The organism is Streptomyces sp. ADMS, assembly GCF_033441795.1.
GTDB lineage: Bacteria > Actinomycetota > Actinomycetes > Streptomycetales > Streptomycetaceae > Streptomyces.
Genome location: NZ_JAVFVX010000024.1, coordinates 52,511 through 77,961, shown reverse-complemented (window position 1 = coordinate 77,961; position 25,451 = coordinate 52,511). Strand labels below are relative to the sequence as shown.

19 protein-coding genes and 1 pseudogene are annotated in these 25,451 nt (G+C 71.7%); 8 read left to right on the top strand and 12 right to left on the bottom strand.

What is annotated here, in order from left to right; genetic code table 11:
* The first annotated feature begins 157 nt into the window (after window positions 1–157).
* Window positions 158–2,413, top strand: coding sequence for an MMPL family transporter (locus RB628_RS13535; protein ID WP_318320631.1), 2,256 nt, complete (start codon window positions 158–160; stop codon window positions 2,411–2,413).
* A gap of 116 nt (window positions 2,414–2,529) precedes the next feature.
* On the opposite strand, the pseudogene RB628_RS13530 reads toward RB628_RS13535, so the two are convergent.
* A pseudogene (locus tag RB628_RS13530) lies at window positions 2,530–2,911 on the bottom strand (sugar ABC transporter substrate-binding protein); the annotation flags it as partial.
* 225 nt (window positions 2,912–3,136) lie between these two features.
* Between RB628_RS13530 and RB628_RS13525 the strand changes: the two are divergent.
* Window positions 3,137–4,003 carry an aminoglycoside phosphotransferase family protein gene (locus RB628_RS13525; RefSeq protein WP_318320630.1) on the top strand — a complete coding sequence of 289 codons (867 nt, stop codon included), beginning with the start codon at window positions 3,137–3,139 and terminating at the stop codon, window positions 4,001–4,003.
* 110 nt (window positions 4,004–4,113) lie between these two features.
* Here the strand turns inward: RB628_RS13525 and RB628_RS13520 are convergent, their stop codons facing one another.
* Window positions 4,114–5,016, bottom strand: a complete 903-nt coding sequence (locus tag RB628_RS13520) for a LysR family transcriptional regulator (RefSeq protein WP_318320629.1) — start codon at window positions 5,014–5,016, stop codon at window positions 4,114–4,116.
* Between the two features lie 94 nt (window positions 5,017–5,110).
* Here RB628_RS13520 and RB628_RS13515 point away from each other — a divergent pair, with 94 nt between their 5' ends.
* On the top strand, window positions 5,111–6,109 hold the full coding sequence (locus RB628_RS13515) for a DMT family transporter (protein WP_318320628.1): 999 nt from the start codon (window positions 5,111–5,113) through the stop codon (window positions 6,107–6,109).
* Between the two features lie 125 nt (window positions 6,110–6,234).
* Here the strand turns inward: RB628_RS13515 and RB628_RS13510 are convergent, their stop codons facing one another.
* The 4 genes from RB628_RS13510 to RB628_RS13495 all read right to left on the bottom strand — a co-directional run bounded on the left by RB628_RS13510 (window position 6,235) and on the right by RB628_RS13495 (window position 10,674).
* Window positions 6,235–6,957, bottom strand: a complete 723-nt coding sequence (locus RB628_RS13510; RefSeq protein ID WP_318320627.1) for a 3'-5' exonuclease — start codon at window positions 6,955–6,957, stop codon at window positions 6,235–6,237.
* A 121-nt stretch (window positions 6,958–7,078) separates the two neighbouring features.
* Window positions 7,079–8,317 carry an SAV2148 family HEPN domain-containing protein gene (locus RB628_RS13505; protein ID WP_318320626.1) on the bottom strand — a complete coding sequence of 413 codons (1,239 nt, stop codon included), beginning with the start codon at window positions 8,315–8,317 and terminating at the stop codon, window positions 7,079–7,081.
* 114 nt (window positions 8,318–8,431) lie between these two features.
* Window positions 8,432–9,760, bottom strand: a complete 1,329-nt coding sequence (locus RB628_RS13500) for a copper amine oxidase (protein ID WP_318320625.1) — start codon at window positions 9,758–9,760, stop codon at window positions 8,432–8,434.
* A gap of 89 nt (window positions 9,761–9,849) precedes the next feature.
* On the bottom strand, window positions 9,850–10,674 hold the full coding sequence (locus RB628_RS13495) for a Tat pathway signal sequence domain protein (RefSeq protein WP_318320624.1): 825 nt from the start codon (window positions 10,672–10,674) through the stop codon (window positions 9,850–9,852).
* Window positions 10,675–10,864: 190 nt separating this feature from the next.
* Between RB628_RS13495 and glgX the strand changes: the two genes are divergently transcribed.
* The 3 genes from glgX (at window position 10,865) to RB628_RS13480 (ending at window position 17,090) form a co-directional block, all read left to right on the top strand.
* Window positions 10,865–12,991 (top strand): glycogen debranching protein GlgX, encoded by a 2,127-nt coding sequence (gene glgX / locus RB628_RS13490; protein ID WP_318320623.1) that lies wholly within the window; start codon window positions 10,865–10,867, stop codon window positions 12,989–12,991.
* Window positions 12,992–13,095: 104 nt separating this feature from the next.
* Window positions 13,096–15,480: a malto-oligosyltrehalose synthase gene (treY, locus tag RB628_RS13485; RefSeq protein WP_318320622.1), complete on the top strand. Its 2,385-nt coding sequence runs from the start codon at window positions 13,096–13,098 to the stop codon at window positions 15,478–15,480.
* 350 nt (window positions 15,481–15,830) lie between these two features.
* Window positions 15,831–17,090, top strand: coding sequence for a M14 family zinc carboxypeptidase (locus RB628_RS13480; protein WP_318320621.1), 1,260 nt, complete (start codon window positions 15,831–15,833; stop codon window positions 17,088–17,090).
* Between the two features lie 41 nt (window positions 17,091–17,131).
* Here RB628_RS13480 and RB628_RS13475 read toward each other — a convergent pair whose 3' ends face one another.
* The 3 genes from RB628_RS13475 to RB628_RS13465 all read right to left on the bottom strand — a co-directional run bounded on the left by RB628_RS13475 (window position 17,132) and on the right by RB628_RS13465 (window position 19,685).
* The gene (locus tag RB628_RS13475) at window positions 17,132–17,644 is read right to left on the bottom strand and encodes an SSI family serine proteinase inhibitor (protein ID WP_318320620.1); all 513 of its coding nucleotides are present in this window, start codon (window positions 17,642–17,644) and stop codon (window positions 17,132–17,134) included.
* The gene (locus tag RB628_RS13470; protein ID WP_318320619.1) at window positions 17,641–18,966 is read right to left on the bottom strand and encodes a M14 family zinc carboxypeptidase; all 1,326 of its coding nucleotides are present in this window, start codon (window positions 18,964–18,966) and stop codon (window positions 17,641–17,643) included. Before RB628_RS13470 ends, RB628_RS13475 begins: the two co-directional genes overlap by 4 nt.
* A 167-nt stretch (window positions 18,967–19,133) precedes the next feature.
* On the bottom strand, window positions 19,134–19,685 hold the full coding sequence (locus tag RB628_RS13465) for an FHA domain-containing protein (protein WP_318320618.1): 552 nt from the start codon (window positions 19,683–19,685) through the stop codon (window positions 19,134–19,136).
* Between the two features lie 183 nt (window positions 19,686–19,868).
* Here RB628_RS13465 and treZ point away from each other — a divergent pair, with 183 nt between their 5' ends.
* Complete coding sequence (treZ, locus tag RB628_RS13460) at window positions 19,869–21,614, top strand: malto-oligosyltrehalose trehalohydrolase (RefSeq protein ID WP_318320617.1); 1,746 nt, start codon at window positions 19,869–19,871, stop codon at window positions 21,612–21,614.
* A gap of 69 nt (window positions 21,615–21,683) precedes the next feature.
* On the opposite strand, the gene RB628_RS13455 is transcribed toward treZ, so the two are convergent.
* Both RB628_RS13455 and RB628_RS13450 read right to left on the bottom strand, forming a co-directional pair.
* Window positions 21,684–22,649 (bottom strand): aminoglycoside phosphotransferase family protein, encoded by a 966-nt coding sequence (locus RB628_RS13455; RefSeq protein ID WP_318320616.1) that lies wholly within the window; start codon window positions 22,647–22,649, stop codon window positions 21,684–21,686.
* A gap of 57 nt (window positions 22,650–22,706) precedes the next feature.
* Entirely contained in the window at window positions 22,707–23,834 is a 1,128-nt protein-coding gene (locus RB628_RS13450) for an aminopeptidase P family protein (RefSeq protein WP_318320615.1), read from the bottom strand.
* Between the two features lie 182 nt (window positions 23,835–24,016).
* On the opposite strand from RB628_RS13450, the gene RB628_RS13445 reads away from it, so the two are divergent.
* A complete protein-coding gene (locus RB628_RS13445) occupies window positions 24,017–24,772 on the top strand; it encodes a metallophosphoesterase (RefSeq protein ID WP_318320614.1) in 756 nt (251 codons plus the stop codon).
* A 9-nt stretch (window positions 24,773–24,781) separates the two neighbouring features.
* Here the strand turns inward: RB628_RS13445 and RB628_RS13440 are convergent, their stop codons facing one another.
* Window positions 24,782–25,447, bottom strand: coding sequence for a PDZ domain-containing protein (locus RB628_RS13440; protein ID WP_318320613.1), 666 nt, complete (start codon window positions 25,445–25,447; stop codon window positions 24,782–24,784).
* Window positions 25,448–25,451 lie beyond the last annotated feature (4 nt).

The following is a 25,451-nucleotide window of genomic DNA, read 5'->3' as shown; positions in this document are numbered from 1 at the left end:
TGTCCTACTCAGTGGGGAGACGCCGGTACCCGACGGGAGGACTCCGGCGGACCGCACCTCACCGGCGAGCACGAGGAGATGCTCTTATCCGGCCCATACCTTCGAACCAAAGGTGATGGCAGGCGGCTGTCACCGCACACAAGGGGGCAAGCCCGTCATGGGGAACGGAGAAACGCGGGTGCGGGGCATAGCCGCCCGGGCCGGCGGCTGGAGTGCCCGGCATCGCTGGGCGGCCGTCGGGATCTGGGTGCTGTTCGTCGTCCTGGCGATGGGGCTGGGCTCTGCGGCCGGCAGTGTCGAGGTCAGGGAGAGCGACCAGCTGGGGGGCGAGACCCACACGGCCGCCAAGATCATCGAGGATGCCGGGATCGACGAACCCGCGAGCGAGACCGTCCTCATCCAGGCGAAGGACGCGGGCGTCAAGGCCACGGACGCCGCGTTCCGGGCCGCCGTCACCGACGTCATGAAGGCGGTCGACGCGACCGGCCGGGTCACGGACGTCCAGTCGCCGTACGACACGGACACCCTCTCGAAGGACGGCCGCAGTGCGCTCGTCCAGTTCGACATGCGGGGTGACGCCGAGACGGCGGGCGACCGGGTCGAGCCGGTGCTGAAGGCCGTAGCGGATGTTCAGAAGGACCACCCGGAGCTGCGGATCGAGGAGATCGGCGGCGCCAGCATGATGAAGACGTTCGACGACGCCTTCGGGGACGACTTCAAGAAGGCCGAGTACTCCGCGGTGCCGGTGGCTCTCGGCATTCTGCTGATCGCGTTCGGTGCGGTGGTCGCGGCTCTGCTGCCGGTGGCGCTGGCGGTCACCGCGATCATGGCGACGATGGGTCTGATGGGCATCGTCAGCCACATTCAGCCGATGGACGACACCGCCAGTTCCGTGATGCTGCTCGTCGGTCTGGCCGTAGGCGTCGACTACTGCCTGTTCTATCTGCGCCGGGAGCGCGAGGAACGGGCGGCGGGCCGGAGTCCGGAGGTCGCGCTCCAGGTCGCCGCGGCGACCAGTGGCCGCGCGATCATCGTCTCCGGCGTCACGGTGTGCGTGGCGATGGCAGGCATGCTGTTCACCGGGCTCGCCACGTTCGAGGCGATGGGACTGGCCTCGCTCATGGTCGTGGCGGTCGCCATGGTCGGTTCGGTGACGGTCCTCCCGGCGCTGCTGTCGCTGCTCGGTGAGCGGGTCGAGAAGGGCAGGATCCCGTTCCTGCACCCGGACAAGCGGCGCAGGAACGGCAAGGCCGGCAACGGGGAGAGCCGGTTCTGGACGGCCGTGCTGAAGGTCGTACTCGCCAGGCCGGCCATCTCGCTGGTGGTGGCGGCCGGTGCGCTGCTCGCCATCGCCGCGCCCGCACTCGGCATGAAGACCCAGAACCTCACCCTGGACCAGGAGTTCGGCGACTCGCTGCCGATCGTCGGCACCTACAACCGGGTCAACGACGCGTTCCCCGGCGGCTCCGAGCCCGCCGAGGTGATCGTCAAGGCGCGGGACATCAACGCGGCCGACGTGCAGTCCGCGCTCGCCGACTTCCGTGAGCGGGCGATCAGTTCGGGTGCCTCGCGCGGCCCGGTCGACATCAAGCTGCACGACGCCGAGAACATCGCCTTCGTGTACGTCCCGCTGGTCGGCGGCTCCGACCTGGACAAGGCCGGCGAGAGCCTGGACAAGCTGCGCGACGAGGTACGCCCGGCCACGCTCGGCAAGGTCGAGGGCGTCGAGGCGCCGATCACCGGGCAGGTCGCGGGCTCGAAGGACTTCAACGACCAGCTGGCCGGCGCGGTCGCCCCGGTCTTCGCCTTCGTGGTCGTGTTCGCCTTCCTCCTGATGCTCCTGTCGTTCCGCTCCCTGACGATCGCGATCACGTCGATCGTGCTCAACCTGCTCTCGGTCGGGGCTGCCTACGGCATCCTGGTCGCCGTCTTCCAGCACGGCTGGGGTGCGTCGCTGGTGGGCGCGGAGGGCGTGGGCGCCATCATCACCTGGCTGCCGCTGTTCCTCTTCGTGATCCTTTTCGGCCTGTCGATGGACTACCACGTGTTCGTCGTCTCCCGTATCCGCGAGGCGCGTCTGCGGGGCCGTACGACGAAGGACGCGATCCAGCACGGGGTGGTCACCACGGCCGGCGTCGTCACCAGTGCCGCCGTCATCATGGTCGCCGTCTTCGGCATCTTCGGGACCCTGTCGATGCAGTCCATGAAGCAGATGGGCGTGGGCCTCGCGGCGGCGGTGCTCATCGACGCGACGATCATCCGGGGTGTGCTGCTGCCCGCGGTGATGGCACTGCTCGGCGAGCGCAACTGGTACTTCCCGAAGTGGCTGAACCGGCTGCCGGATCTGACGCACGACGAGTCTCCCGAGGCGGCCGAGCCGAGGGTGGAGGGCGGCGAACGGATCAGCGTCTGAGCCTTCCGGCTCAGCTGATCCATCATCGGCTTGCCCCGTGCGAGGGTCCGTTGGTCACAGGGGAACCAACGGGCCCTCGCAGCATGTGTGCTGAGGGTCGTCAGCGCCGGGGCAGACGCGGGGGGCGCGACCTTGTCCTTCACTCCGGGTAGCCCCGTACGGACTGGGCGGGGGCCGGGCGACGGTGGGCGGCCAGGGCGGTGCCCGTCGCCCAGCCGCCCTTCCGCGTCCGCGGGGAGGGAAACTTCAGTGCCTGGGTGCCTGTGGGCAGCGTCCAGTCGCCCAGCGCGGGGCGGACCGTGCTCCCGGGGCGCAGCATGAGTCCATGAACCCGGCCGCCTCCCGCTGGTGCCCGTTGTCCTCGGCGATGGAGAGGGTCTGCGGGCTGACGCCCTGGGTGAGTCCGCCGGCGCCCGCCGGGGCGGGCAGCACCTGCCACTCGAAGCCCTTCCGTGCCTGCTGCGCGATCTGCTGGCGGCAGGAGAACCCGAGCGGGACACCGGTTGTCCCGCCCCTGTCACCGGTGTCACGTGATCGGCTCCTTCGGACGCCCCAGGTGGCATGGTCATGGGCGTGAAGCCCGTGCGACCGGTCAAGGCACCGCGCACACGCCCCCACCAGTGCGAATGCGACACTGGCCGGCGGATGGCGTGAACCGACGCCGTTCGCGGACGTGGACGGACGTACAGAGCCGTGTGCGAGGGACTGCGCGGGAGGCGGACGATGGACGAGGCACGGGCCCGGGACGTACTGGTCACGGCGGGCGTTCTGCCCGGCCCGGCGGCTGGCGCGCGACTCCTCGCGCTGGGCGAGAACGCGGTGTTCGCCGCCGGTGACCTGGTCGTCAAGGTGGGCCGCGACGCCGAACTTCTCGACCGTGCGCGGCGGGAACTGGACATCGCGCTCTGGCTCGCCGAGGCGGGCGTCCCGGCGGTGCGCGCGGCCGAGCCGAAGGCTCTCCTGGTCGACGGCCACCCGGTGACGGTGTGGCACCGGCTGCCCGAACCCGTACGCCCCGCCGAACCCAGGGATCTGGCCGAACTCCTGAGGATCGTCCACGCCCTGCCCAGCCCCGCCGCCTTCACGTTGCCGCCGCGTGAACTGCTGGGCGGCGTCGAACGCTGGCTGCGGCTCGCGGGCGATTCGATCGACCCGGCGGACGCGGCCTATCTGCGTGCACGCCGCGACGGCTTCGCCACGGCCGCCGCCGCGCTCACCCCGTGTCTTCCGCCCGGCCCGATCCACGGCGACGCCCTCCCCCGCAACGTCCATGTCGGCCCCGACGGGCCGGTCCTGGTCGACCTGGAGACCTTCTCCGCCGACCTGCGCGAACACGACCTGGTGGTCATGGCCCTCTCCCACGACCGCTATGCCCTCCCGGCCGGGTCCTACGACGCCTTCACGGAGGCGTACGGGTGGGACGTACGGGAGTGGGAAGGGTGCGGGGTGCTGCGCGGGGCACGGGAGACGGCCAGTTGTGCGTGGGTGGCGCAGCATGCGGCTGTCAGTCCGAAGGCTCTGGCCGAGTTCTCGCGGCGGGTGGGGTCTTTGCGGGAGGGGGATTCGACGGTGCGGTGGTACCCGTTTTGAGCGCCTTGTGGGTGAGGGCTTGTCGTTGTCGGGCGGCTGCGGGTTGGCTGTGGCTTGTCGCGCCCGCGCGGCGGAGCCGCATACGGCACAGCCCCGCACCCTTTGGGGCGCTACTCCTCGGTCTGGATTGTTCGTGCTGCTCGGCGCAGTTCCGTCAGTACCGTTCTTACGGCCCTGCGGGCCATGCGTTCCGGACGGTGCAGGGCGTCGATTCGGCGTCTGGCCAGGACGCCGCTGAGCGGCTTGAGGACCAGGGCCGGGTGCGGGCGTGAGGTCCAGCGGGGCATCAGTGCGAGGCCTCCCCCGGCGGCCACCGCCTCCGCCGCCACCGCGAACTCGTTGATGCGGTGAGCGAGATGGGGCCGTCGGCCCGCCGCGGTGGCGATGGCCTCGATCGTCGCCATGATCGGGAAACCGTCGTGCACGGCGATCCAGGGCTGGTCGGCCACATCGCGCGGGGTCAGTCGTCGCTTGGCGGCGAGAGGATGGTCGGCGGGCATGGCCACGTCGAGGGGCTCGCGCAGCAGCGGGGTCGCCGCCACCGTGCGTGGCCAGGGCGGCGCGTGGTCCAGCCGGTGGGCGAGGACGAGGTCGTACTCCCTGGTCAGCGGCGGGAAGTCGTCCTGCGTGACGTCCTCGTCGGCCAGTGCGACCACCGGCCCGTCCGGCCCGGCGAGGGCGCGGAGCAGCAGCGGGAAGAACGCGGCGCCCGCGCTGTGGAACGCCGCCACGGACACCTCCCCGTCCGGCCGGTCCAGGAACTCCTCGACGGTGTGGCGGGCCCGCGCCAGCGCCGACTCCACCTCGGTCGCCGCGCCCGCCAGCGCCTGCCCGGCGTCCGTCAGCACCAGCCGCCGCCCCTGTCGCTCGGTGAGCGGGACCGGGATGGAGCGCTGGAGCAGCCGCAGTTGCTGCGAGATCGCCGAAGGCGTGACGAGCAGCGCGTCGGCGACCGCGGTGACGCTGCCCAGCTCACCGAGTTCGCGCAGGATCCGCAGCTGACGTTCGTCCACAGAACCAGTGTAAGCAGACAGTGCAGGGAAACTAAAAGATCGTTTAAGAAGGTGGCCCTGGGCTTCAGGGTCAGCGGCGGTGCACCGTAGTCGCGTGTCCGACTCCCGCCGTACCGACGCGGTACTCCTCCTGGTCGCGCTCGTCTGGGGATCCAGTTATCTGTCCGCCCAGACGGCCACCTCCGCCCTGCCCGTCCTCGTGGTCCTCCTCGCGCGGTACGCCCTCTCCGCGCTCGCCTGTCTCGGCCTGGTGGCCGCCGGACGAGGAAAGGGGCGGGACCTGACCCGGGACCGGGGCTTTCGGCCGTGGACCCGGGAGGAGGTGCGGGCCGGGCTGCCCCTCGGGGTCACGCAGGCCGCGGTCCTGGTCGTGGAGACGTACGGAGTCGCCCACACCACCGCCGCCAACGCTGGCCTGATCATCAGCCTGACCATCGTGCTCACCCCGCTCCTCGACCGTGCCGGACACCCCGGCGGGCTGCCCCCGGCCTTCTACGCCGCCGCCGGCGTCTGTGTCCTGGCCGTCGGCCTGCTCATGTCCGGCAACGGCTTCCACGCGCCGCGTCTCGGCGACCTGCTGATGCTGGGCGCGGCCCTGGTGCGAGCGGTCCACGTCGCCCTGGTCGGACGCCTCACCACGGGCCGGCCGATCCGACCCCTTCACCTCACGACGCTCCAGACCGTGGTCGGCACGGTGCTGTTCCTGCCGGCCGCCGCCCCCGACCTGCCGACGCTCGCCCGCGCCGACTCCGGGACCTGGGCGCAGTTGCTCTATCTCGCCCTGTTCTGCAGCGTGTTCGCGTTCCTCGCCCAGACGTGGGCCGTGCAGCGGACCTCGGCGAGCCGGGCCAGTCTGCTGCTGGGAACGGAGCCGGTCTGGGCCGTGGCGATCGGTATCGCCCTGGGCGGCGAACATCTGACGCCGCTCACCGCGCTGGGTGCGACGCTGATGGTCACGGGCACGTACTGGGGCCAGTCGGTGGAGCGCGCGCACCGCGCACGTACGGCACGAACCGGGATTCTCGCTCCCGCCGCCCCTACCCGTCCCATCCTGACCCTGGGGGCTGCACCCCCAGACCCCCCAACGCGCTGACGCGCCTGCCCTCAAACGCCGGACGGGCTGGATGGTGCCGACCGGCGACGAGACGGACAGGTGGATGGGATAACAGCCTGGCGGCACCGGCCCCGCCCCTCAAACACCGTCCAGGAAACCCACCCTCACACCACCTCGCCCACGACCTCCCGCACAGGCCACGCACCGTCCACCACCGCGTCGGCCTCCCCCTTGCGCCGCAAGAAGCTCTGGAAATCCGCCGCCCACTCCGCATACCACTCGATCTGCCGCCGATGCAGCTCCACCGGCCCGAGCGCCGCGACCTTGGGATGCCGCTCGGCTATAGCGCACGCCAGCCGCGCCGCGGCCAACGCGTCCGCCGACGCGTCGTGGGCTGCGTCCAGCGCAACCCCGTACTCCGTGCACACCGCTTCCAGGTTGCGCTTGCCGCGACGGTAACGGTCGACGGAGCGGTCGATCGTGTACGGGTCGATCACCGGAGCCGGCTCCAGGCCGCCCAGCCGTTCGCGCAGGGACGGCAGTCCGTGCCGCCGCAGCTCCACGGAGAGCAGGGTGAGGTCGAAGTTCGCGTTGTAGGCGACCACCGGTACGCCCGTCCTCCAGTACGTCACCAGCACGTCCGCGATCGCGTCCACGACCTGGTCGGCGGGCCGGCCCTCGCTGGTCGCGCGCTCGTTGGTGATGCCGTGCACCGCCACCGCGTCCGCCGGGATCTCCACGCCCGGATCGGCCAGCCACTCGCGGCGGCCGAGCGGCTCGCCACCCCTCACCTCGATCACGGCGCCGGTGACAACGCGTGCTTCACGCGGGTCCGTCCCGGTCGTCTCCAGGTCGAAACCGATCAGCAGCTCATGGTGCCAGCCCATGCCTGGCCCCCCCTTCTTGGTGGTGCTTTCCCCCAGTGGTCTCCACGATCCCATGAGCCACTGACAATCAGAGGACCGCATTCCGCTTGTGGAAGGTGAGCAGTCCGGCGACTCGGACAGGTCAGGACACCGGCCGCGAATCCGCCCAGGCCACCTCGAACTCCTCGCGATATGTCGGGAAGAGGCCGCTCTCCTCCACCTCGTCCGACTTGACCGTCCGGCTTCCGCCCCGCAGCACCAGCACCGGCGCCTCCATCCCCCGCGTCCTGCGCAGATACGTCTGCACGATCGCGACGCCGTCGGAGCCATCCCCGTCGACGAGGTAGGCCGTGAAGCGGGGCGTCTCGTCGAAGACCTGGATCTCGAAGGCGCCAGGGTCACGCAGCTTCGACCGCACCCGGCGCATGTGCAGAATGTTCATCTCCACCGCCCGGCTCAACTCGCCCCGCTTGATGCCGAGTTCCCGCTCACGCCGCTTCACCGAACTGGACGCGGGGTTCAGGAACAGCAGCCGCACCCGGCAGCCCGACTCCGCCAGCCGCACCAGCCGCCGCCCGGAGAAGTTCTGCACGAGCAGGTTGAGGCCGATACCGATGGCGTCGAGGCGACGCGCGCCGCCGAAGATGTCCTCGGCCGGGAACTGGCGCATCAGCCGTACCCGGTCTGTGTGCACGGCGACCACATCGCCGTACCGTTCGCCCACCAGCTCCTCGACCGCGTCCACCGGCAGCCGGCGCGCGGAGGGCACGTCACCGCCCGCGCCGAGGGTCTCCAGGAGCTTGCCGGAGGCCCGCTCGGCCTGGTTGAGGACGGCCTCGGACAGGGCGCGGTTGCGGGAGACGACGTTGCGGGTGACCTCCAGCTCGTCCAGGGCGAGTTCTACGTCGCGGCGCTCGTCGACGTACGGCTCGAAGCACGGCCAGTGCTGCACCATCAGCTCGCGCAGCTGGGGCAGCGTGAGGAAGCTGAGGACGTTGTCGTCGGCCGGGTCGAGCAAGTAGCCCTTGCGGCGGCTGACCTCCCGTACGGCGACCGCGCGCTGGACCCATTCCTGGCCGGCCGGTCCGGCGGCGGCGACCACCCACTCGTCGCCGTGGACGGGTTCGTAGATGGGGCGCAGGACGGCGGCCACGACCGCGCGCAGCCGCTGCTCGACGAGATTCAGCCAGATGTAGGCCCGGCCGGCCCGCTGGGCGCGCCTGCGCACCTCGTGCCAGGCGTCGGCGTCCCAGTCCAGTTCCGGTCCGATGGAACCCGTTTCCATCGGCCGTGCCAGGGACACCGCGCCGGGCGGGACCTCTGTGGAGATCCCCTCGTGACCCTCGCCACCAGGGGGCAGCTCCAGCCCTCCCGAGCCCACCCGCGCACCGCCTTCCGCTCCCCCGAGCTCTCCCCGTGGCCCATACCGGCCAACGATCAAGGAAGGGTACTCCGGGAGCGGTCAACGGTGCAGCAGGATGGACATGGTCGTTTCTCAACTACCGCTTTCGACATGCCCGTTCTGGTTGGCGAGCGCGGCGGGAGTGAGCGGATTCATAGCCGTGACATCGCGCGGGGCGATGGAGAAGCCCTGCCAGTGGACGGGCATGGGCTGCTGGTCCTCGTCCCGGGCTATGTGGTGGAAGCCGACGTTCACCCAGACCAACGGGTGGCTGAGGGTCTGTCCGTTGACCCAACCGTCGACGGACTTCTTGGCGCCCACGCCGCAGTCGCGCAGGTTGTCGCTGGCGAACTGCTCGCACTTGTTGTACTCGGTGAAGTAGATGTCGTGCCGGGTGAAGCTGCGTCCCGGGTACTTGGTGGTGGCCGCGGGGACGATCTCGTACGAGCGCGCGTGGCCGTCCTTGTTCTTGCCGGTGGCGCTGACGACACGCCACCAGCGCATGTTCCTGGCGTCGCCCGCGAGTTCCTTCTTGACCTGGGTGCGGGTCGTTTTGTTGGTGGGTCCCTCCTGGCCGCTCCTGGGTGGGCTGACGACCGAGTCGTACTGCTCGATCTTCCCCTTGGTGGAGCCGTCGAGGCCGAAGTCGAGCCGCCAGAACACGTTGTGGCTGTGGCTGGTGGCGTAGGCCTTGGCGCCCTTGCCGATGGGCCAGCCGCGGCCGTCGCCCGCGTCGTAGTCTTCGGGCGCGAGGCTGCCGGTGGCGCCGACGTTCATGTTGACGGTGCCGTCGTCCTGGAAGCGCCACTCGGTGATGTACTCGTACCAGCCGACCTGGTTGACGGTGTAGACGAGCAGGTCCTTGCCCTGGGTCTGCCAGATCTTGTTCGCGGTGTCGCCCTGCATCCGGTAGGCGTGGCCGCGCGAACGGGTCGTGGTGCACAGGCCCTTGACGTTCGCGTGCTCCGGGTCCCAGGCCTCGGGCACCTTGACGGTCCTGATGGTGCCGCCGGGGCATTCACCGGGCGCCATGTTCATCAGGCCCTGACCGAAGCCCGCCGCGGTGAGGTCGTGGTACTCGGCCTTTCCGTCGTCATAGGGGACGTGTATCTGGCCGAGCTTCGCGGAGTTGAGGACCTTGATCGGCCGGGGCTCGCCCGGGGGCTGGTACGAGACGTTCTCCAGGACGAGCCCGGCCTCGCTCTCGTAGCGCCAGCACATCCGCCAGGTGGTGCCGGTGGCGAGCTTCTGCTCGATGCGGTACGGCGCACTGCACTCGGCGGGCGGTACGGGGCCGGCCTTCGGCTGGGCGGCGGCCGGTCCCGCCGCCGTGGTGAGGCCGGCGGACAACGCCACCACGGAGAGGCCGACGAGCCCGACCGTCGCCCGCCCTCGGGTACGGCTGTTGCTGTTGATGCGCATGACGAAGTGACTCCCTGGAGAGAGCTGAGAAGAGGAGTGGGCTGGAGAAGGGGAAAGCTGGTGAAGGGACCGGGGGCGCCGCCCCTGGGTCAGCCGAGCCTGGCCACCTTTCGGGCGCTCAGGTCGACCACGAGTGAACGGGCGTCGATCCACGCCCCGTTCTTCACCTTCGGGAAGAGCCGCACACAGCGGTGGTCACCGCAGGTGTCGAGCACGGCGGGCTGGGCGCCCGGCGCGGCCCGGTACACCATGCTGGTGACGAGGAGCTGGTCCGGCGAGGTGAGTTCCGCGCCGGTGGCGTCCTTGTAGTCCGCCTTCAGGCCCGCACCCAGCGGGTCCGCCATCAGCAGCCTGGTCGCCTCGGCAGTCTCGGCGCGGCTCAGCGGCGGCTGTACGCCGTGCTGGGTGCCGGTCCGCTCGACCCTGCCCGTGTCGAGGTTGACGGTCCTGGTGACCAGGGTGTCGTCCTTGTAGTCGTAGTACGACACGTCCGCGCGCCGGGGCGCGTTCCGGTCGCCCACCTCGGCGGCCTCGGGGTCGGCGAGGTTGATGCCGATCCGCTGCGGGCCGCGCTCCCCCTCGACGTTCTCACTGGCGTTGAGCAGCTGCCGGTTGAGGACGATCCGCTCGACCCGCGCCATCTCACCGTCGGTCAGCGGATCACGGCCCCTGCCCTTCTCGCCCTCGGCGGGCAGCTCCTCGACGACACCGGGCTGCACCGCGGCCTGCTGTTGCGCGGACTGTCCCGCGCCCCCGCCCGTACTCGCCGTACTGCCCGCGGTCCCGGTGCCCGCGGATTCGTCGGCCCCCGCCGATCCCGGCAGCGTCACCGCGACCATCACGGCCGTGCCGGCCACCGCGATACCCGTACCCGCCACCACCTTGCCCAGGTGGCGGCGCACGATCTTGCGCACGTTGTCCCCTTACTCCCCCTCGCAGCTCAGGGAGTATGTAAAGCACGAAAAGTTTCGGCACACCCGCGATGCGTGTATGCACTGGTCGACCGGTAAGAGGGACGTAAGTCGTAGGTGGTTCCATCACTTTCGGGGAGACTCGGAGTGCAGTCCGCCCCGGCGTCGGCCGACAACTGAGAGAGTCGTGTGCATGCAGGTCTGGCCAGGAGAGGCATATCCACTCGGTGCCACGTACGACGGCGCCGGCACCAATTTCGCGGTCTTCTCGGAGGCCGCCGACCGGGTCGAGCTGTGTCTGCTCCACGACGACGGCTCGGAAACGGCGGTGGAGCTGCGGGAGAGCGACGCGTTCGTCCGGCACGCCTACCTGCCCGGTGTGATGCCGGGACAACGGTACGGCTTCCGGGTGCACGGTCCGTACGCGCCCGAGCGCGGCCAGCGGGCCAACTCGGCCAAGCTGCTGCTCGATCCGTACGCGAAGGCGATCAGCGGTTCGGTCACGTGGGGCGAGGAGGTCTACGGCTACCACTTCGACGAGCCCGAGCGGCGCAATGATCTCGACTCCGCGCCGCACACGATGTCGTCGGTCGTGGTCAACCCGTACTTCGACTGGGGCGACGACCGGCGCCCGCGCACCGAGTACCACCACACGGTGATCTACGAGGCCCATGTGAAGGGCCTGACGATGCGCCACCCGGCGCTGCCCGAGGAACTGCGCGGCACCTACGCGGCGCTCGCCCACCCGGCGATCATCGAACACCTGACCGAACTCGGCGTCACTGCCCTGGAACTGATGCCGGTGCACCAGTTCGTGAACGACCACCGCCTGGTCGACATGGGCCTGAACAACTACTGGGGCTACAACACGATCGGCTTCTTCTCCCCGCACAACGCGTACGCCTCCTGGGGCGACCGCGGCCAGCAGGTCCTGGAGTTCAAGTCCGCGGTACGGGCGCTGCACGAGGCCGGCATCGAGGTCATCCTCGACGTGGTCTACAACCACACCGCGGAGGGCAACCACCTGGGCCCGACGCTGTCCTTCAAGGGCATCGACAACGCGCAGTACTACCGGCTCGCCGAGGACCAGCGTTACTACATGGACACCACGGGCACGGGGAACTCGCTGCTCATGCGGTCCCCGCACGTGCTCCAACTGATCATGGACTCGCTGCGCTACTGGGTCACCGAGATGCACGTCGACGGCTTCCGCTTCGACCTCGCGGCCACCCTGGCGCGGCAGTTCCACGAGGTGGACCGGCTGTCCTCGTTCTTCGACCTGGTCCAGCAGGACCCGGTGGTGTCCCAGGTGAAACTGATCGCCGAGCCGTGGGACGTGGGCGAGGGCGGCTACCAGGTGGGCAACTTCCCGCCGCTGTGGACCGAGTGGAACGGCATGTACCGCGACACCGTCCGGGACATGTGGCGGGGCGAACCGCGCACGCTCGCGGAGTTCGCGTCCCGCCTCACGGGCTCCTCGGACCTCTACCAAGACGACGGCCGCCGTCCGCTGGCCTCGATCAACTTCGTCACCTGCCACGACGGTTTCACCCTCAACGACCTGGTGTCGTACAACGAGAAGCGCAACCTGGCCAACGGCGAGGACAACCGGGACGGCGAGAGTCACAACCGGTCCTGGAACTGCGGCGAGGAGGGCGAGACCGACGACCCGGCCGTCCTCGCCCTCCGGGGACGCCAGCTGCGGAACTTCATCGCGACGCTGATGCTGTCCCAGGGCGTGCCGATGATCAGCCACGGCGACGAGTTCGCGCGCACACAGGGCGGCAACAACAACGCGTACTGCCAGGACAACGAGATTTCCTGGGTCCCGTGGCCGGGCGCCGAAGACGGCGAGTCCGCCTCCGCCGAACTGCTGGACTTCACGCGCGCGATGGTGTGGCTGCGCAAGGACCACCCGGTCTTCCGCAGGCGCCGCTTCTTCCACGGCCGCCCGGTGGAGGGCACCCACGACGAGCTGTCGGACATCGCCTGGTTCACTCCGGCGGGCGAGGAGATGGTCCATCGCGACTGGGACTCGTCACAGGCGGGCGCGCTGAGCGTGTTCCTCAACGGCAACGCGATCTCGGAACCCGGTGCCCGTGGGGAGCACATCGCCGACGACTCGTTCCTGCTGATGTTCAACGCCTCGCCGGAGACCCTGGAGTTCGTGGTGCCGGTCAACCACGGCAGGCGGTGGCAGGTCGTGATCGACACGTCCCTCCCCGAGGGCGTGGCACCGGGCGCGGGCGTGAAAGTGGAGGCCGGCGACCGTCTGACCCTGATGGACCACAGTCTGACGGTGCTGCAACGTCCCGCATAGCGGGTCTGGCGGGGCACGCGCGTGGAGGGTCGTTTTCGGCGGCGGGGCAGCCAGGTGCAGGAGGGGATGACACGAAAGGCGGCGGGGCGGGTACGTAGGTTCCCATGACACCTGAGCGTCCTGACCCGGTCGTGCCCACGGCCACCTACCGGCTGCAACTCCAGCCCGCGTTCCCGTTCGGCGCCGCGGCGGCCGCTGTGCCGTACGTGGCCTCGCTCGGCGTCTCCCACCTGCATCTGTCGCCGTTCCTGGAGTCCGTCCCGGGTTCGACGCACGGTTACGACGTCGTGGACCACACGCGCGTGCGCGGTGAGCTGGGCGGCGAGGAGGGGCTGCGCGCGCTGGCGCGAACCGCGCGGGAGCACGGTCTCGGGCTGGTCGCCGACATCGTGCCGAACCACATGGCCATGTCCCCGCGCCACAACCGCCCCCTGTGGGAGGTGCTCCGGCAGGGCCCCGACTCACCGTACGCGCGGTGGTTCGACATCGACTGGGAGGCCCAGGACGGCCGGCTGGTGCTGCCGGTGCTCGGGCAGCCGTTCGGCGCGGCGAGCGACCACCTCGAGGTCGAGCACTGGGAGGACGCGCACCTCGGGTACGACGGTCCCGTTCTGCGCTACTACGACCAGGTGCTCCCCCTGCGGGCGGGCACCGAGAAGCTGCCACTGGCGCAGCTCGTCGACGCACAGTGGTACCGCCCGGTGTGGTGGCGGCTGGCCCGCACCGAGCTCAACTACAGGCGTTTCTTCAGCATCTCGGAGCTGATCGGCGTGCGGGTCGAGGACCCCGAGGTGTTCGCGGCGACGCACGGGAAGCTGCTGGAGCTGCTCGCCGACGGGGTGGTGGAAGGGCTGCGGGTCGACCATCCGGACGGTCTCGCGGACCCGGGCGGGTATCTGCGCCGTCTGCACGAGGCGAGCGGGGGCCGCTGGACGGTGGTCGAGAAGATCCTGGCCGACGGGGAGCGGCTGCCGGCCGACTGGCCGGTCGCCGGGACCACCGGTTACGACGCCCTGCGGCACCTGGACGGCCTGTTCACGGACCCCGCGGGCGTGGGCGAACTCCTCGGCCAGTACCGGCGGTTCGCAGCCGCTCAGGCCGACCGGGGCGGGCACTGGGAGGCGACGGTACGGCGGGCCGCGTACAAGGTGGTGACGCACGAGCTGGCCACCGAGGTGGACCGGCTGACCCGCGAGGCGGACCGTCTCTGCGCCGCCTCCCCGGACCTCGCCCTGCGCGATCGCGCCCCCTGGGCCCTGCGTACCGCACTGTGCGAGCTGCTGGTCCGCCTGGAGGTCTACCGCCCCTACACACCCGGGGACACGGCGTCCGTGGTCACAGAGGAGGCCGCCGCCGAGGCCCGGCGGGCGTTCGTCGTCCCGGAGGAGGGCGGGGCCGTGGACGTGGTACGGGATCTGCTGCTCGGGCGGTACGGAGACGGGGACGGACAGGTCGAGTTCCGGACCCGGTTCGCGCAGACGGCGTCGGCGCTTCGGGCCAAGTCCGTGGAGGACACGGCGTTCTACCGCTATGTGCCGCTGCTGTCGGCGACAGAGGTGGGCGGCAGCCCGGGCAGCCCCGCGGTGTCCCCGGAGGACTTCCACGCCTACTGCGCGCGCGTGCAGCGCGACTGGCCCGCGACGGGGACGGTGCTGTCGACGCACGACACGAAGCGCAGCGCCGACGTACGCGCGGCGCTGGCCGTGCTCACCGAGTGCCCGCAGCGCTGGGCCGACGTCCTGGCGGAGGTCACGCGCACCGGCGAGGGGGTGCCCGACGCCCAGCTGGCGTGGGCGGCCTGGCAGACGGCCTTCGGCCTGGGCCCGGCAGACGGGGAGCGTCTTCAGGGCGCCCTGCTGAAGCATGTCCGCGAGGCCGGCCTGTACACCGCGTGGACGGAGCAGGAACCCGCGTACGAGGAGGCGGTGGCGGCGTTCGTGGCGGCGGGCCCGTGCGGGGCACCGGGCGGGCATGTGACCGCGCTGCGGAGCGCCCTGGAGCCGTACGTCCGGGCGAACGTCCTGGGCGCGGCCCTGGTCCATCTGACGATGCCGGGCGTTCCGGACCTCTACCAGGGCACCGAGAGCGAGTACCGGGCTCTGGTGGACCCGGACAACCGCCGGCCCGTCCGCTTCCCTCCGGAGGTTCCCGGCGAGAAGGCCGAGCTGACGGCTGCGGCACTGCGGCTGCGCGCGCGGCGCCCCACGGTGTTCGGCGACACGGCGACGTACAGCCCGCTCGTCGCGGAGGGTCCGGCGGCGGCGCACTGCGTGGCGTTCGCGCGCTCCGGGGAGGTGGTCACGGCGGTCACCCGGCTGTCCCTGCGGCTGGCGGAAACGGGCGGCTGGCAGGACACGCTGCTGCCGCTGCCGCCCGGCCGTTGGGCCGACCTGCTGGCGCCGGAAAGTGAGTTCACCGGGCACGCGCACGTGGGGGAGCTGTTCGCGCGGTCGCCGGTGGCACTGCTGGAGCGGGTCGGCGAGGAGTGACGGCAGTGGGCGCGCGAACGTCGACGCGCGCCCCAGTGGGCACCAGAGCGACCGGCTCACGCCCGCGCACGCGCCTGGAGCCCGAGTGAGGCGACCGGCGCGTGGTGGTGAGTGTCGTCGCCCTCTTCTCGCCCCGCCGGCGGCACGCGTACGCGCCCTCGGCGGGCCGTGCGCGGCCGTCCCCCGCGGCGGACGTCTCCGTCGGCCGTACCCGTCGGCCGTACCCGTCGGCCGTACCCGCGGCGGTGAATGCTCCTTGGCGCCCCCTGGAGCCGCCCCCACTACCTCCTTGACAGTTCCCGGACGCCATGGGGTACTGCGGATTGCGACGCCGGGTGGACCAGACGGGGGTGAGTCTCCTGCCGGAGCTGCGCTACCCCAGTGTGAACGAACTCGTCTCGTCCGCCCGAGCGCTGGCGGCTCACCGGCCCATCCTGTGCACCTTCAGACAGGTGGGCTCCTCCCGCGCGGGACGGCCTCTGCACCTGCTGTCCGTGGGCCACGCACGACGCGCCGTGCTCGTCGTCGCCGGTGCCCACGCCAATGAACCGACGGGCGGCTCCACGCTCCTCGCACTCGCGGAACGTGCCCTGCACGACTGCGAGTTGCGGTCGGGCGTCTCCTGGCACTTCCTGCTGTGCGCGGACCCGGACGGTGCCAGCCTGCACGTCACACCGGCGCCGCGCAGCCTGCTCGACTACCACCACGGCTTCTACCGGCCCGCCGGGCCCGAGCAGCCGGAGTGGTCGCCCTCCGTACTGCCGCCCGACCGGCTGCCGCCGGAGACCCGCGCCCTGACCGGTGTCATCGACGAACTGCGGCCCTACCTCCAGGTCACCCTGCACGGCACCGACGTGGGCGGCAGCTGGGTGCAGCTGACGAAGGACATCCCCGGCCTCGCCGAGCCGTTCGCCAAGTCGGCGGCGGAGCTGCACATCCCGGTGGAGACGGGTGCCTCGGACGCGGCGGGCTGGCCCGCGTCGGGCCCCGGCGTGCATGTGATGCCGGCACCGGGCTCGGACGCGGCGTACCCGAGCATGCCGGACGACGCCCGCCACAGCACCTGGTATCACGCCCATCGGTACGGCGGTCTGACCGCGGTCGTCGAGGTGCCGATGTGGGCGAGCGACCTGGTGGACGACCCGGCCCCGCATCCCGCGCCGGCGGCGGCGATACGGCGGCTCGCCTGCCGCCTGCTGCGGGACTCGCTGGAGGTCGAACTGGTCCTCGCCGACGCCCTGCCCCGGCTGGAGGGCGCCGAGGGGCCACTGCTGCGGGCCGCCCGGTGGGCGCTGGAGCTGGTGCCCGGGCTGGCCGCGGACTGGACGCACACACCGCCCGCCGACACGACGATGGCGTACGTCGGCAGCGTCGACGCGTTCGGTCGCCGGCTGCCGCTGCGGGCCGCCGCGATGCTGCTGCGGGTCCTGCGGGAGACCGACGACCGCGCGGCGCCTCGCCTCGAACACCTGGTGGCGGCCTGGAGCGACGCGTTCATGGACCGCTTCCGTGCCCGCTGGGTGCCCCTGGAGAACCAGGTCGAGCACCAGGCCCGCACGGTGGTGGCCGCGGCGCGGCACGCGCGCGAGGGGGCCCCTCGGAGGGGTTAGGGCAAGCCGTTCGCCTCTCCAGGGCGCCCCCGATGTGCCTTCTAGAGTGCGAACACAGCCCCGGTCCGTGCCCCCAGTTCACATCCGTTGGAGAAGGTCCTGTCGTACTCCCGCGGGCGGCCGTTCCACTCGCCGCGGGCATGCACGGTGACGGGTGAGTAGAGCATCGGGCAGATGACCTCCCTGGGCGGGATGGCGCCGATGTCGCCGTCCGCGGCGTCGAGGTCCGCGCAGGCGCGGGCCGCCTGCGCGTGTCCCTGGGGCGGGTCGCACAGCACCAGTGTCCCGCGCGTGTCGGCGGCGCCCGCCTCGCCCCGGGTGACGGTGACGTACAGCCAGTTGTCCCGGACGTCCGCCCGGGAGACCGCCTGGACCGGTGCGGAGCCGACGAGGAGGAGGCCGACGGCCAGCAGGGCACCACGTACCGCTCGCGCACTCCCGGCGGTCCTGGTGATCCGGACGGGTTGGAACGTGTTGTCGGTGATATCGGTACTGTTCGTGTTGTTCGTGTTGTTCGTGTTGTTCGTGTTGCCGGTGTTGATCGTGTGGGTCATTCCCTGTGCATCGGCAGCGCGGTCCCCGTGCCCCAGCCCGACTCACCCGAACGGGAGCCCACGCGCGCGTGGCGGCCCGCCAGTTCGAACGCGGCGAGCACCACCCGCGACTGGTACTCCACCTGCCGGGCGACCGGTATCCAGCGCGCCCCGCAGCCGTCGCGGTAGTCGGCGCACCCCTGTTCGATCAGCCGGTCGAGCGCGCGCAGAACGTCGGCGGCCTCCGGACCGGCGGCGCACGCCAGCTGGTGCAGCAGCCCCGCCGTACGCAGCGCCAGCCGCCGCCCGGCGATGCGCAGGGCGGCCAGATGGGCGGTGCTGAGCGGTGGCAGCGGGCGCCCGGTGCCGTCGTCCGTGTCGGGATCCCAGGCGTCGGCGAGACCGGGGCAGACCAGTAAGTAGTCGTCCACCGGGGCGAGGAGACGGTCCGCGTCCGCCGCGCGCGCGAGGTGGGGCCGCAGCCGTCCGAGGACCACCTCCAGGCACCGCGTGTCGTGCCGCAGTGTGTGGCTGACGGTGCGCAGCACCGCGTCGGCGTCGGCGGGCGGGGTGTCGTCCTCCACGGCGGCCACGCCCCACATGGGCGCCTCGACTATCGCCGTCACCGTGCCGTGCCGGTGCGGATGGAACCAGGTCGACTCGACGGCGGCCTCCGTGATGGCGGCGGCCAGGTCGCCCGGCCTCGGCGGCGGAATCCGGTGCACGGCGGGTCCCAGACGGGGCCAGTACAGGGCGTCGTACGGACCGAGTTCGCGCGGTATGCCGAGCCGGGCCGCGGTCTGGGCGACACGCTGTGGGAGGCCCGGCAGGTCGCGGGTGAGTTCCACGAAGCCGCCGCCGACGTCGACGCCGTGCAGTGAGCACTGGAAGAACGGCCGCAGTTCGTCCTGGAGGGCGAGCAGCGCGCGGGTCTCCGGCAGGGCGGCCCCGGCGGCGCCGTCGGGCAGCCATTCGGGCTGTTCCCGGAAGCCGGGCCGGAAGAAGTTCCGGAAGTAGTGCCCGAGGGTGTACGGACCCGCGAGCCAGCCTTCGTTGCGGCGCGAGCCGTCGGGATCGAGGCACAGCAGCAGGTTCCAGGTGGCGTCCGCGCGGACGGTGGGCCCGGGGTCGGCGAGGGCCCGTTCGGCCAGCCGGAGGGCGGTCGCGCCGCCCACGGGCTCGTTGGCGTGCGGTCCGGCGACGACCAGCGCCTGCCGCCTGCCGTGTCCCACGGAGAGCAGCCGCAGGGGGGTGCCCGCGCGCGAGGTGCCGATGGTACGCAGCCTGGCGTCGGCGGGGTGACGGGCGACGAGTGCGGCGGCCCGGTCTGCCAGCTCGTCCACGGACGGGTAGCGGAGGAGCGGCGGCAGGGCACACCTCCACGGAGCGGGACCGTCGGTTCACCTGGTGTACACGGTGCCCGCACAGTCAGTCACGACTCGTGGGGTACGTCAACACCGCGGCAGGCAAATTGAACCGCTCCGGCGGGGCAGCCCGGCGGGCCGCGCCCTCACTCCGCCGAGAGGCGGAACGCCATGCGCCCGAAGCCGATCTGGTCGCCGTCGCGGACGACGGCCGCGCCGATCACCCGTCGGCCGTTCACCGTCGTGCCGTTGGTCGAGCCGAGGTCGCGCAGCACCCACAGGCCGCCCTGGTGCCGGAGTTCGGCGTGGACGCGCGAGACCGTCTCGTGGGTGAGCCGCAGGCCGTTGGCGGGGTCGCGCCCTATGCGCAGCGGGTGGCCGTTGCCGGGGCGGGGCAGCAACAGCTTGGGGAGCCGCTCGGCCTGCCAGGCCCTGCGCAGCCGTACCGTGAAGCCGGAGACCGCTTCGACCGTTCCGAACACCAGGCGGGACAGGCGGTTCCCGGTGGGCAGATCGGCGGTGAGGACGGCCAGTTCGTCGGACCGGCGGGCGGCCAGCGCCAGTTCCATGCGCCGGATGAACGTGTCGTGGGAGAGCCGGCCCAGAGCGACCCCCTCCCGGAGTGCCTTCAGCGCCCGGTCGCGCTCCGCGTCGGAGAGGCGCGCTGGGTACGTGTGGAACTCGAAGGACGACGTCACTTCGTGATTGTCGGGCAGCGCGCGCGGGGTGTCCACAGAACACGGAAACAGCGGCCCGCCGGGCCGGCCTGACGACACCTGAGGCAAACGTGAAGGTTCAAGCGCGGACCGTCGGCGTTTGAAGCACCATGGGACGGGCTACGTCCCGGTGAGCACCGCTCGGCAGACAAAGGGGATTCGTCCGTGCACTTCGAGGTGTGGGCACCGCAGGCCAGTCGCGTGACGCTCCAGTGCGATGCGGGCGCACGCGCGCTGGAACGCGATCCGGAGCGCCCTGGCTGGTGGTCGGGCGAGGCCGAGGCCCGGGACGGGTCGCGTTACGGCTTCGCCGTGGACGACGGCCCTGTGCTGCCCGACCCACGCTCGCGCCGCCAGCCGGACGGCCCCGACGGGCTGAGCGCCGTCGTGGAGCACGGGCGCCACGCCTGGCGCACCGAGTGGGCGGGGCGCGCGCTGCCGGGCGCGGTCCTGTACGAACTGCACGTCGGGACGTACACGCCCGAGGGCACGCTGGACGCGGCGGCCGAGCGGCTCGGTCACTTGGTGGAACTGGGCGTCACGCACGTCGAGTTGATGCCCCTGTGTCCGTTCCCGGGGCGGCACGGCTGGGGGTACGAGGGGGTCTCGCTGTGGGCCGTGCACGAGCCGTACGGCGGCCCCGAGGCACTGAAACGGTTTGTCGACCGGGCGCACGCACTGGGTCTCGGCGTGGTTCTGGACGTCGTGCACAACCACTTGGGGCCGTCCGGCAACTATCTGCCCGCCTTCGGCCCGTACTTCACGGACACGCATCAGACGCCCTGGGGTTCCGCCGTGAACCTGGACGCGCCCGGTTCGGACGAGGTGCGCGCGTATCTGCTCGGCAGCGCGCTTGCCTGGCTGCGCGACTACCAAATCGACGGGCTGCGGCTGGACGCGGTGCACGCGCTGCGGGACACGCGCGCGTGCCACTTCCTGGAGGAACTGTCGACAGCCGTGGACGGCCTCGGCGCCGACCTGGGCCGGCCACTGTTCCTGATCGCCGAGTCCGACCTCAACGACCCGCGGATCGTCACCCCGCGCGCGGGCGGCGGCCTGGGACTGCACGCGCAGTGGAGCGACGACTTCCACCACGCCCTGCACACGGCGCTGACCGGTGAGGCCCAGGGCTATTACGAGGACTTCGCGCGGGCCCCGTTCGCGGCGCTCGCCAAAACGCTCACGGGCGGCTACTTCCACGACGGCACGTACTCGACCTTCCGGGGCCGCCTGCACGGCCGCCCACTCGACCGCAACGGCATCGCCGCGCACCGGCTGCTGGGCTACACGCAGACCCACGACCAGGTCGGCAACCGCGCCCAGGGGGACCGCCTTTCGGCCTCCGTCTCCCCCGGGCTGCTCGCCTGCGCCGCCGCGCTGATGCTCACCGGGCCGTTCACTCCGATGCTGTTCATGGGTGAGGAGTGGGCGGCGGGCACTCCCTGGCAGTTCTTCACCGACCACACGGACGCGGACCTCGCGGAGGCCGTACGGCGGGGCAGGCGACGGGAGTTCACGTCCCACGGCTGGGCCGAGGAGGACGTCCCGGACCCCCAGGACCCGGCGACCCGTGACCGTTCCTGCCTCGACTGGTCCGAGCCCGACCGCGAGCCGCACGCGCGCGTGCTGTCCTGGTACCGGGAACTGATCGCCCTGCGCCACGCCCAGCCCGACCTCAGGGACCCGGACCTGTCGGACATCAAGGTCGCCCACGACGAGGAGGCTCGCTGGATCGCCTTCCGGCGCGGGGACGTACGGGTGGTGGCGAACCTGTCCGCGAAGTCGGCGGCGATCCCCCTGGGCCCGCGGCGGGCACGGGTGCTGGCCGCCTGGGAACCGGTCGATCTGCCGGGCACGGACGGGTTGTTGCACGTTCCCGGAGAATCCTGCGTGGTCCTGGAGCAGGGGTGAGCGCAGACTCGGCGCAGTCGTTCGCGTAAACGCCTACGTCCTCACGCTTCCCCTCACCGTCCCCTTCGCCTACCCCTCCTCGTCCTCCTCCCGCAGCTCCGTCACCCGTTCCAGCAGGATCGCCTCCCATGCGCGCCGCAGCTGGACTCTCAGGAGCGGCAGCGGGGCGGAGTCGCGGCGGGCGATGCTCTCGGCCAGCCGGACGACCGTGTCGCAACGGGCGAGCCAGAGGCCGCGCAGACACGGGCGGGCCGCGTAACCGGCAAGGGTGGCCGCCCGTACAGCGGCGGGTGAGCCGACCGCGAGGGCGAGGCCGGCGATGTCCTCGGCAGGGTCGCCGACTACCGCGCCGGTCCAGTCGACGACACCGCGCACCCGCCCGTCGGGGCTCAGCACCAGGTGTTCGCCCCTGAGATCGTGGTGGACGAGTACCGCCGTACCGGCCTGCGCGGCGAGCTGGGTGGTGGCGGACGGGGTCAGCTGGTGGAGCCGAGCGGGGTCGAACTCGTCGGCTGCGGCGAGGCGTTCGACCGCGCCCACGGCGGCCCGGCGCAACCCTTCCAGGGAGCGTGGCCCGACCCGCGGGACACCGAGCGTCTCGGCCTGGCGTACGGGCACCTCGCGCAGCCCCGTGAGCAGCGCGGCCAGGTCTGCCTCGCCGACGGCGGAGACATCGTGCTCCTCCGCCGACCCGCCGGGCACTCTGGTGTCCAGCGTGAAGGCAAGTCCGTCGGCCCACTCGCCGTGCACCACGCCGACAGGGACGGCGACACTGATGTGCGGGCGTACGAGGTCGCGCAGGCGAAGGTCGCGGCGCAGTCGTACCGACGTCTCGCGGTCGGGGGCCAGGCGCAGTACATGCCGGGAGCCGACCCACCAGGTGGAGTGCCCACCGCCCGCCCCGCCGGCGCCGGCGGGCCTGACGTCGGGGCCTGCTGTACCGGTCGCGCCGCCCGCGCCGACGGCACCGCCCGCGATCAGGGAGCGGACCAGTCGGCGGACCGTGTCCGCGGTGGGTGTCGGTGCCTGGGTCATGGTCGCGCCGTTGTCGTCCGGAGTGTCTGTCGGGGGGCGGGGCTCCTGGGTGTGCCGTCAGTCCACTATGACCATCTCGCGGGTCGTGTTGTTGAGGCGCCGGCCGCCGTCCCCGGTCACCGTGACGATGTCCTCGATGCGTACGCCGAAACGGCCGGGCAGATAGATGCCGGGCTCCACGGAGAAGCACATGCCCGGTACGAGGGGCCGTTCCTCGCCCTCGATCATGTACGGCGGTTCGTGCGTGGTGACGCCGATGCCGTGGCCGGTGCGGTGGATGAAGTACTCGCCGTACCCGGCCTCGGTGATGACCGCGCGGGCCGCCCGGTCGACGTCCTGGCACGCGGCGCCGGGCCGCACGGCACGGAAGCCCGCTTCCTGGGCCTCGCGCACGATGTCGTGGACCCTGCGCCGCTCGGCGTCCGGTTCGCCGGCGTGGACGGTGCGGGAGGTGTCGGAGCCGTAGCCGTGCAGGAGGCCGCCGAAGTCGAGGACGACCATGTCGCCGTGCTCGATGACACGGTCACCGGCCTCATGGTGCGGATTGGCGCCGTTGGGGCCGGAGGCGACGATCGTGAAGTCGACCTGGGAGTGCCCGAACCGTCGCAGCAGATCGGCCAGATCGCCCGCGACATCACTCTCCCGGCGTCCGGCGAAGGGAACCTCCCGGATCTCCTCGTACGTTGCGTCGGCAGCCGCGCCCGCGGCTGCCAGGCGGGTCAGTTCCGCCGCGTCCTTCACCGCGCGCAGCATCGGCAGGCCCTCGGTGAGGGAGACGTACGAGGTGCCGGGCAGCGTCGTCTGGAGTGCCAGCAGGTGCAGTGCCCACGCGTTGTCGCTGACCCCGAAGCGGCCCGCTCCGTCGAGGAGGGTGGCGGTGGCCGCGTACGGGTCCTTGCCGTCGGTCCAGTCCCGCAGGGTCAGGGCGGCTGCGCCCGTCGCGTGTGCGGCGTCCGGGGCCTCCAGTGCGGGGACCACGAGGACCGGGTCCTGTCCGGCGGCCAGGACCAGCAGGGTGAGGCGTTCGGTGACCGCGGTGGGCGCGTAGCCGGTGAGCCAGACGAGGTCGGGTCCCGGCGCCACCAGGAGGCCGGCGAGACCCGCGTCCTCGGCTGCCTGTGCGGCGCGCCGCATCCGGGCCCGGTAGTCGTCGGCGGTGAAGGGCGCGGGCCTGCTACCGGTCATCCGGGCCTCCGTGGAAGGGCGAGGGGCTACGGGCAGCATCCTGCCCGGATGCGCGGGGCGGCGCGAGCCGGTTGACGGCTCGAACGTCGCTCCTGCCACGCACACAACTAACGGAGAGGAGTTGAGCAACCATTAGATCTAATGGTTAGATCTACCCGAACCATTAAAGGAGGCGGAAGGCCATGCTCGTACTCGCCCACATCAGCGATCTGCACCTCGACGGAACCGCGCGATCCACGGCGCGTGCCGAACAGGTGCGCGACCGGCTGTGGCAGTTGCCGGGGCATGTGGACGCCCTGCTGGTGACCGGGGACATCGCGGACCACGGCACGGAGGCCGAGTACGAGGAGGCCGCGCGCATCCTCGGGCTGCGCACCGGCGACGCACCCTTCCCGGTCCTCACCTGCCCGGGCAACCACGACAGCCGCGCGCCCTACCGCAAGGCCCTGCTCGGTCTGCCCGCCACCGAGGGGCCGGTCAACAGCGCGCACTTCTTCGACGACGCAGCCGTTCTGATGTGCGACTCCAGCGTGCCGGGCCGCGACGAAGGCGCCCTCGACGACGAGACGTACGACTGGATCGACGCGACGCTCGACGAACTGGACGACGACGTCCCGGCACTGCTCGCCTTCCACCATCCGCCGGTCGCCCTGCACCATCCCCTGCCGGACGCCTACCAGCTGGGCCGACCCGGCCGACTGGCCGCCCTGATGGAGCGCAGGCCGCAGATCGCCGGGCTCCTCACCGGTCACGCGCACACACCGGCGGCCACGGCCTTCGCCGGCCGGCCGCTGCTCGTCGGCCCGGGGGTCACCTGGACCCTCCGGCTGCCCTGGGAGGGCGAGCAGGTCGCGGACCGGGACGCACCGGTCGGCCTCGCCTTTCATCTGCTGGACGACGCCGGTCGGCTGACCAGCCACTTCAGGGTGGTCGTGTGACGGGGGCGGTCAGGTGACGACGCCCGGAATCGCCATCAGCTGCTGATGGCCGCCGTTGCGGTGACGGACCGTGAGGGTGATCTCGGCACCGGGGCGGGCGCCTGCGATCACACGGGCGAGATCGGCCGCCGAGCCGACCCGGGTACCGCCGAACGTGAGGAGTACGTCCCCCCGAACGAGGCCGGCGGTGTAGCCCGGGCCGGGGACATGGACACCCACGACCAGGGCTCCCGTCTTCTCGGCGTCCACGGCCTCGACACCGAGCGTCGCGGTCACGACCGACGGCGAGGAGGCCGGACTCGCGCTGCCCGAGGGCGCCCTGGCAGGGCCCGCCCCGGATCCGGATTCGGACCGGGACTCGGTCCCGGCCCCGGACTCGGCGGGCGCGCCGCCTCGTGCGCCCGGCCCCTCCCCCGGTCGCGCCGTCTGCCCGCCCGGTCCCGCCTGGCGCTGCAGGTCCGCGAGCTTGCTCATGCCGATGACCGTGGCACCGAGCGTGCCGAGACCGACGCCCGCGAGAATCAGGACGGCCCCGAGAAAGAGGCCGAACAGAAGGGTCGTCAGCCGTCGGCCACGCCGGCGCGCGGCATGCGGACGCCGGACCGGGCGGGATGTGGTGCCGCCGGCCGGTTCCTGACCGGGCATCGGCTTGGGACGCAGCGCAGTCTGTTCCATGGTT

Coding starts and splice junctions, on each gene's coding strand:
- RB628_RS13535 (WP_318320631.1), top strand. CDS start 158: ATGGGGAACGGAGAAACGCGGGTGCGGGGCATAGCCGCCCGGGCCGGC.
- RB628_RS13525 (WP_318320630.1), top strand. CDS start 3,137: ATGGACGAGGCACGGGCCCGGGACGTACTGGTCACGGCGGGCGTTCTG.
- RB628_RS13510 (WP_318320627.1), bottom strand. CDS start 6,957: ATGGGCTGGCACCATGAGCTGCTGATCGGTTTCGACCTGGAGACGACC.
- RB628_RS13500 (WP_318320625.1), bottom strand. CDS start 9,760: ATGCGCATCAACAGCAACAGCCGTACCCGAGGGCGGGCGACGGTCGGG.
- glgX (WP_318320623.1), top strand. CDS start 10,865: ATGCAGGTCTGGCCAGGAGAGGCATATCCACTCGGTGCCACGTACGAC.
- treY (WP_318320622.1), top strand. CDS start 13,096: ATGACACCTGAGCGTCCTGACCCGGTCGTGCCCACGGCCACCTACCGG.
- RB628_RS13475 (WP_318320620.1), bottom strand. CDS start 17,644: ATGACCCACACGATCAACACCGGCAACACGAACAACACGAACAACACG.
- RB628_RS13455 (WP_318320616.1), bottom strand. CDS start 22,649: ATGACCCAGGCACCGACACCCACCGCGGACACGGTCCGCCGACTGGTC.
- RB628_RS13450 (WP_318320615.1), bottom strand. CDS start 23,834: ATGACCGGTAGCAGGCCCGCGCCCTTCACCGCCGACGACTACCGGGCC.
- RB628_RS13445 (WP_318320614.1), top strand. CDS start 24,017: ATGCTCGTACTCGCCCACATCAGCGATCTGCACCTCGACGGAACCGCG.
- RB628_RS13440 (WP_318320613.1), bottom strand. CDS start 25,447: ATGGAACAGACTGCGCTGCGTCCCAAGCCGATGCCCGGTCAGGAACCG.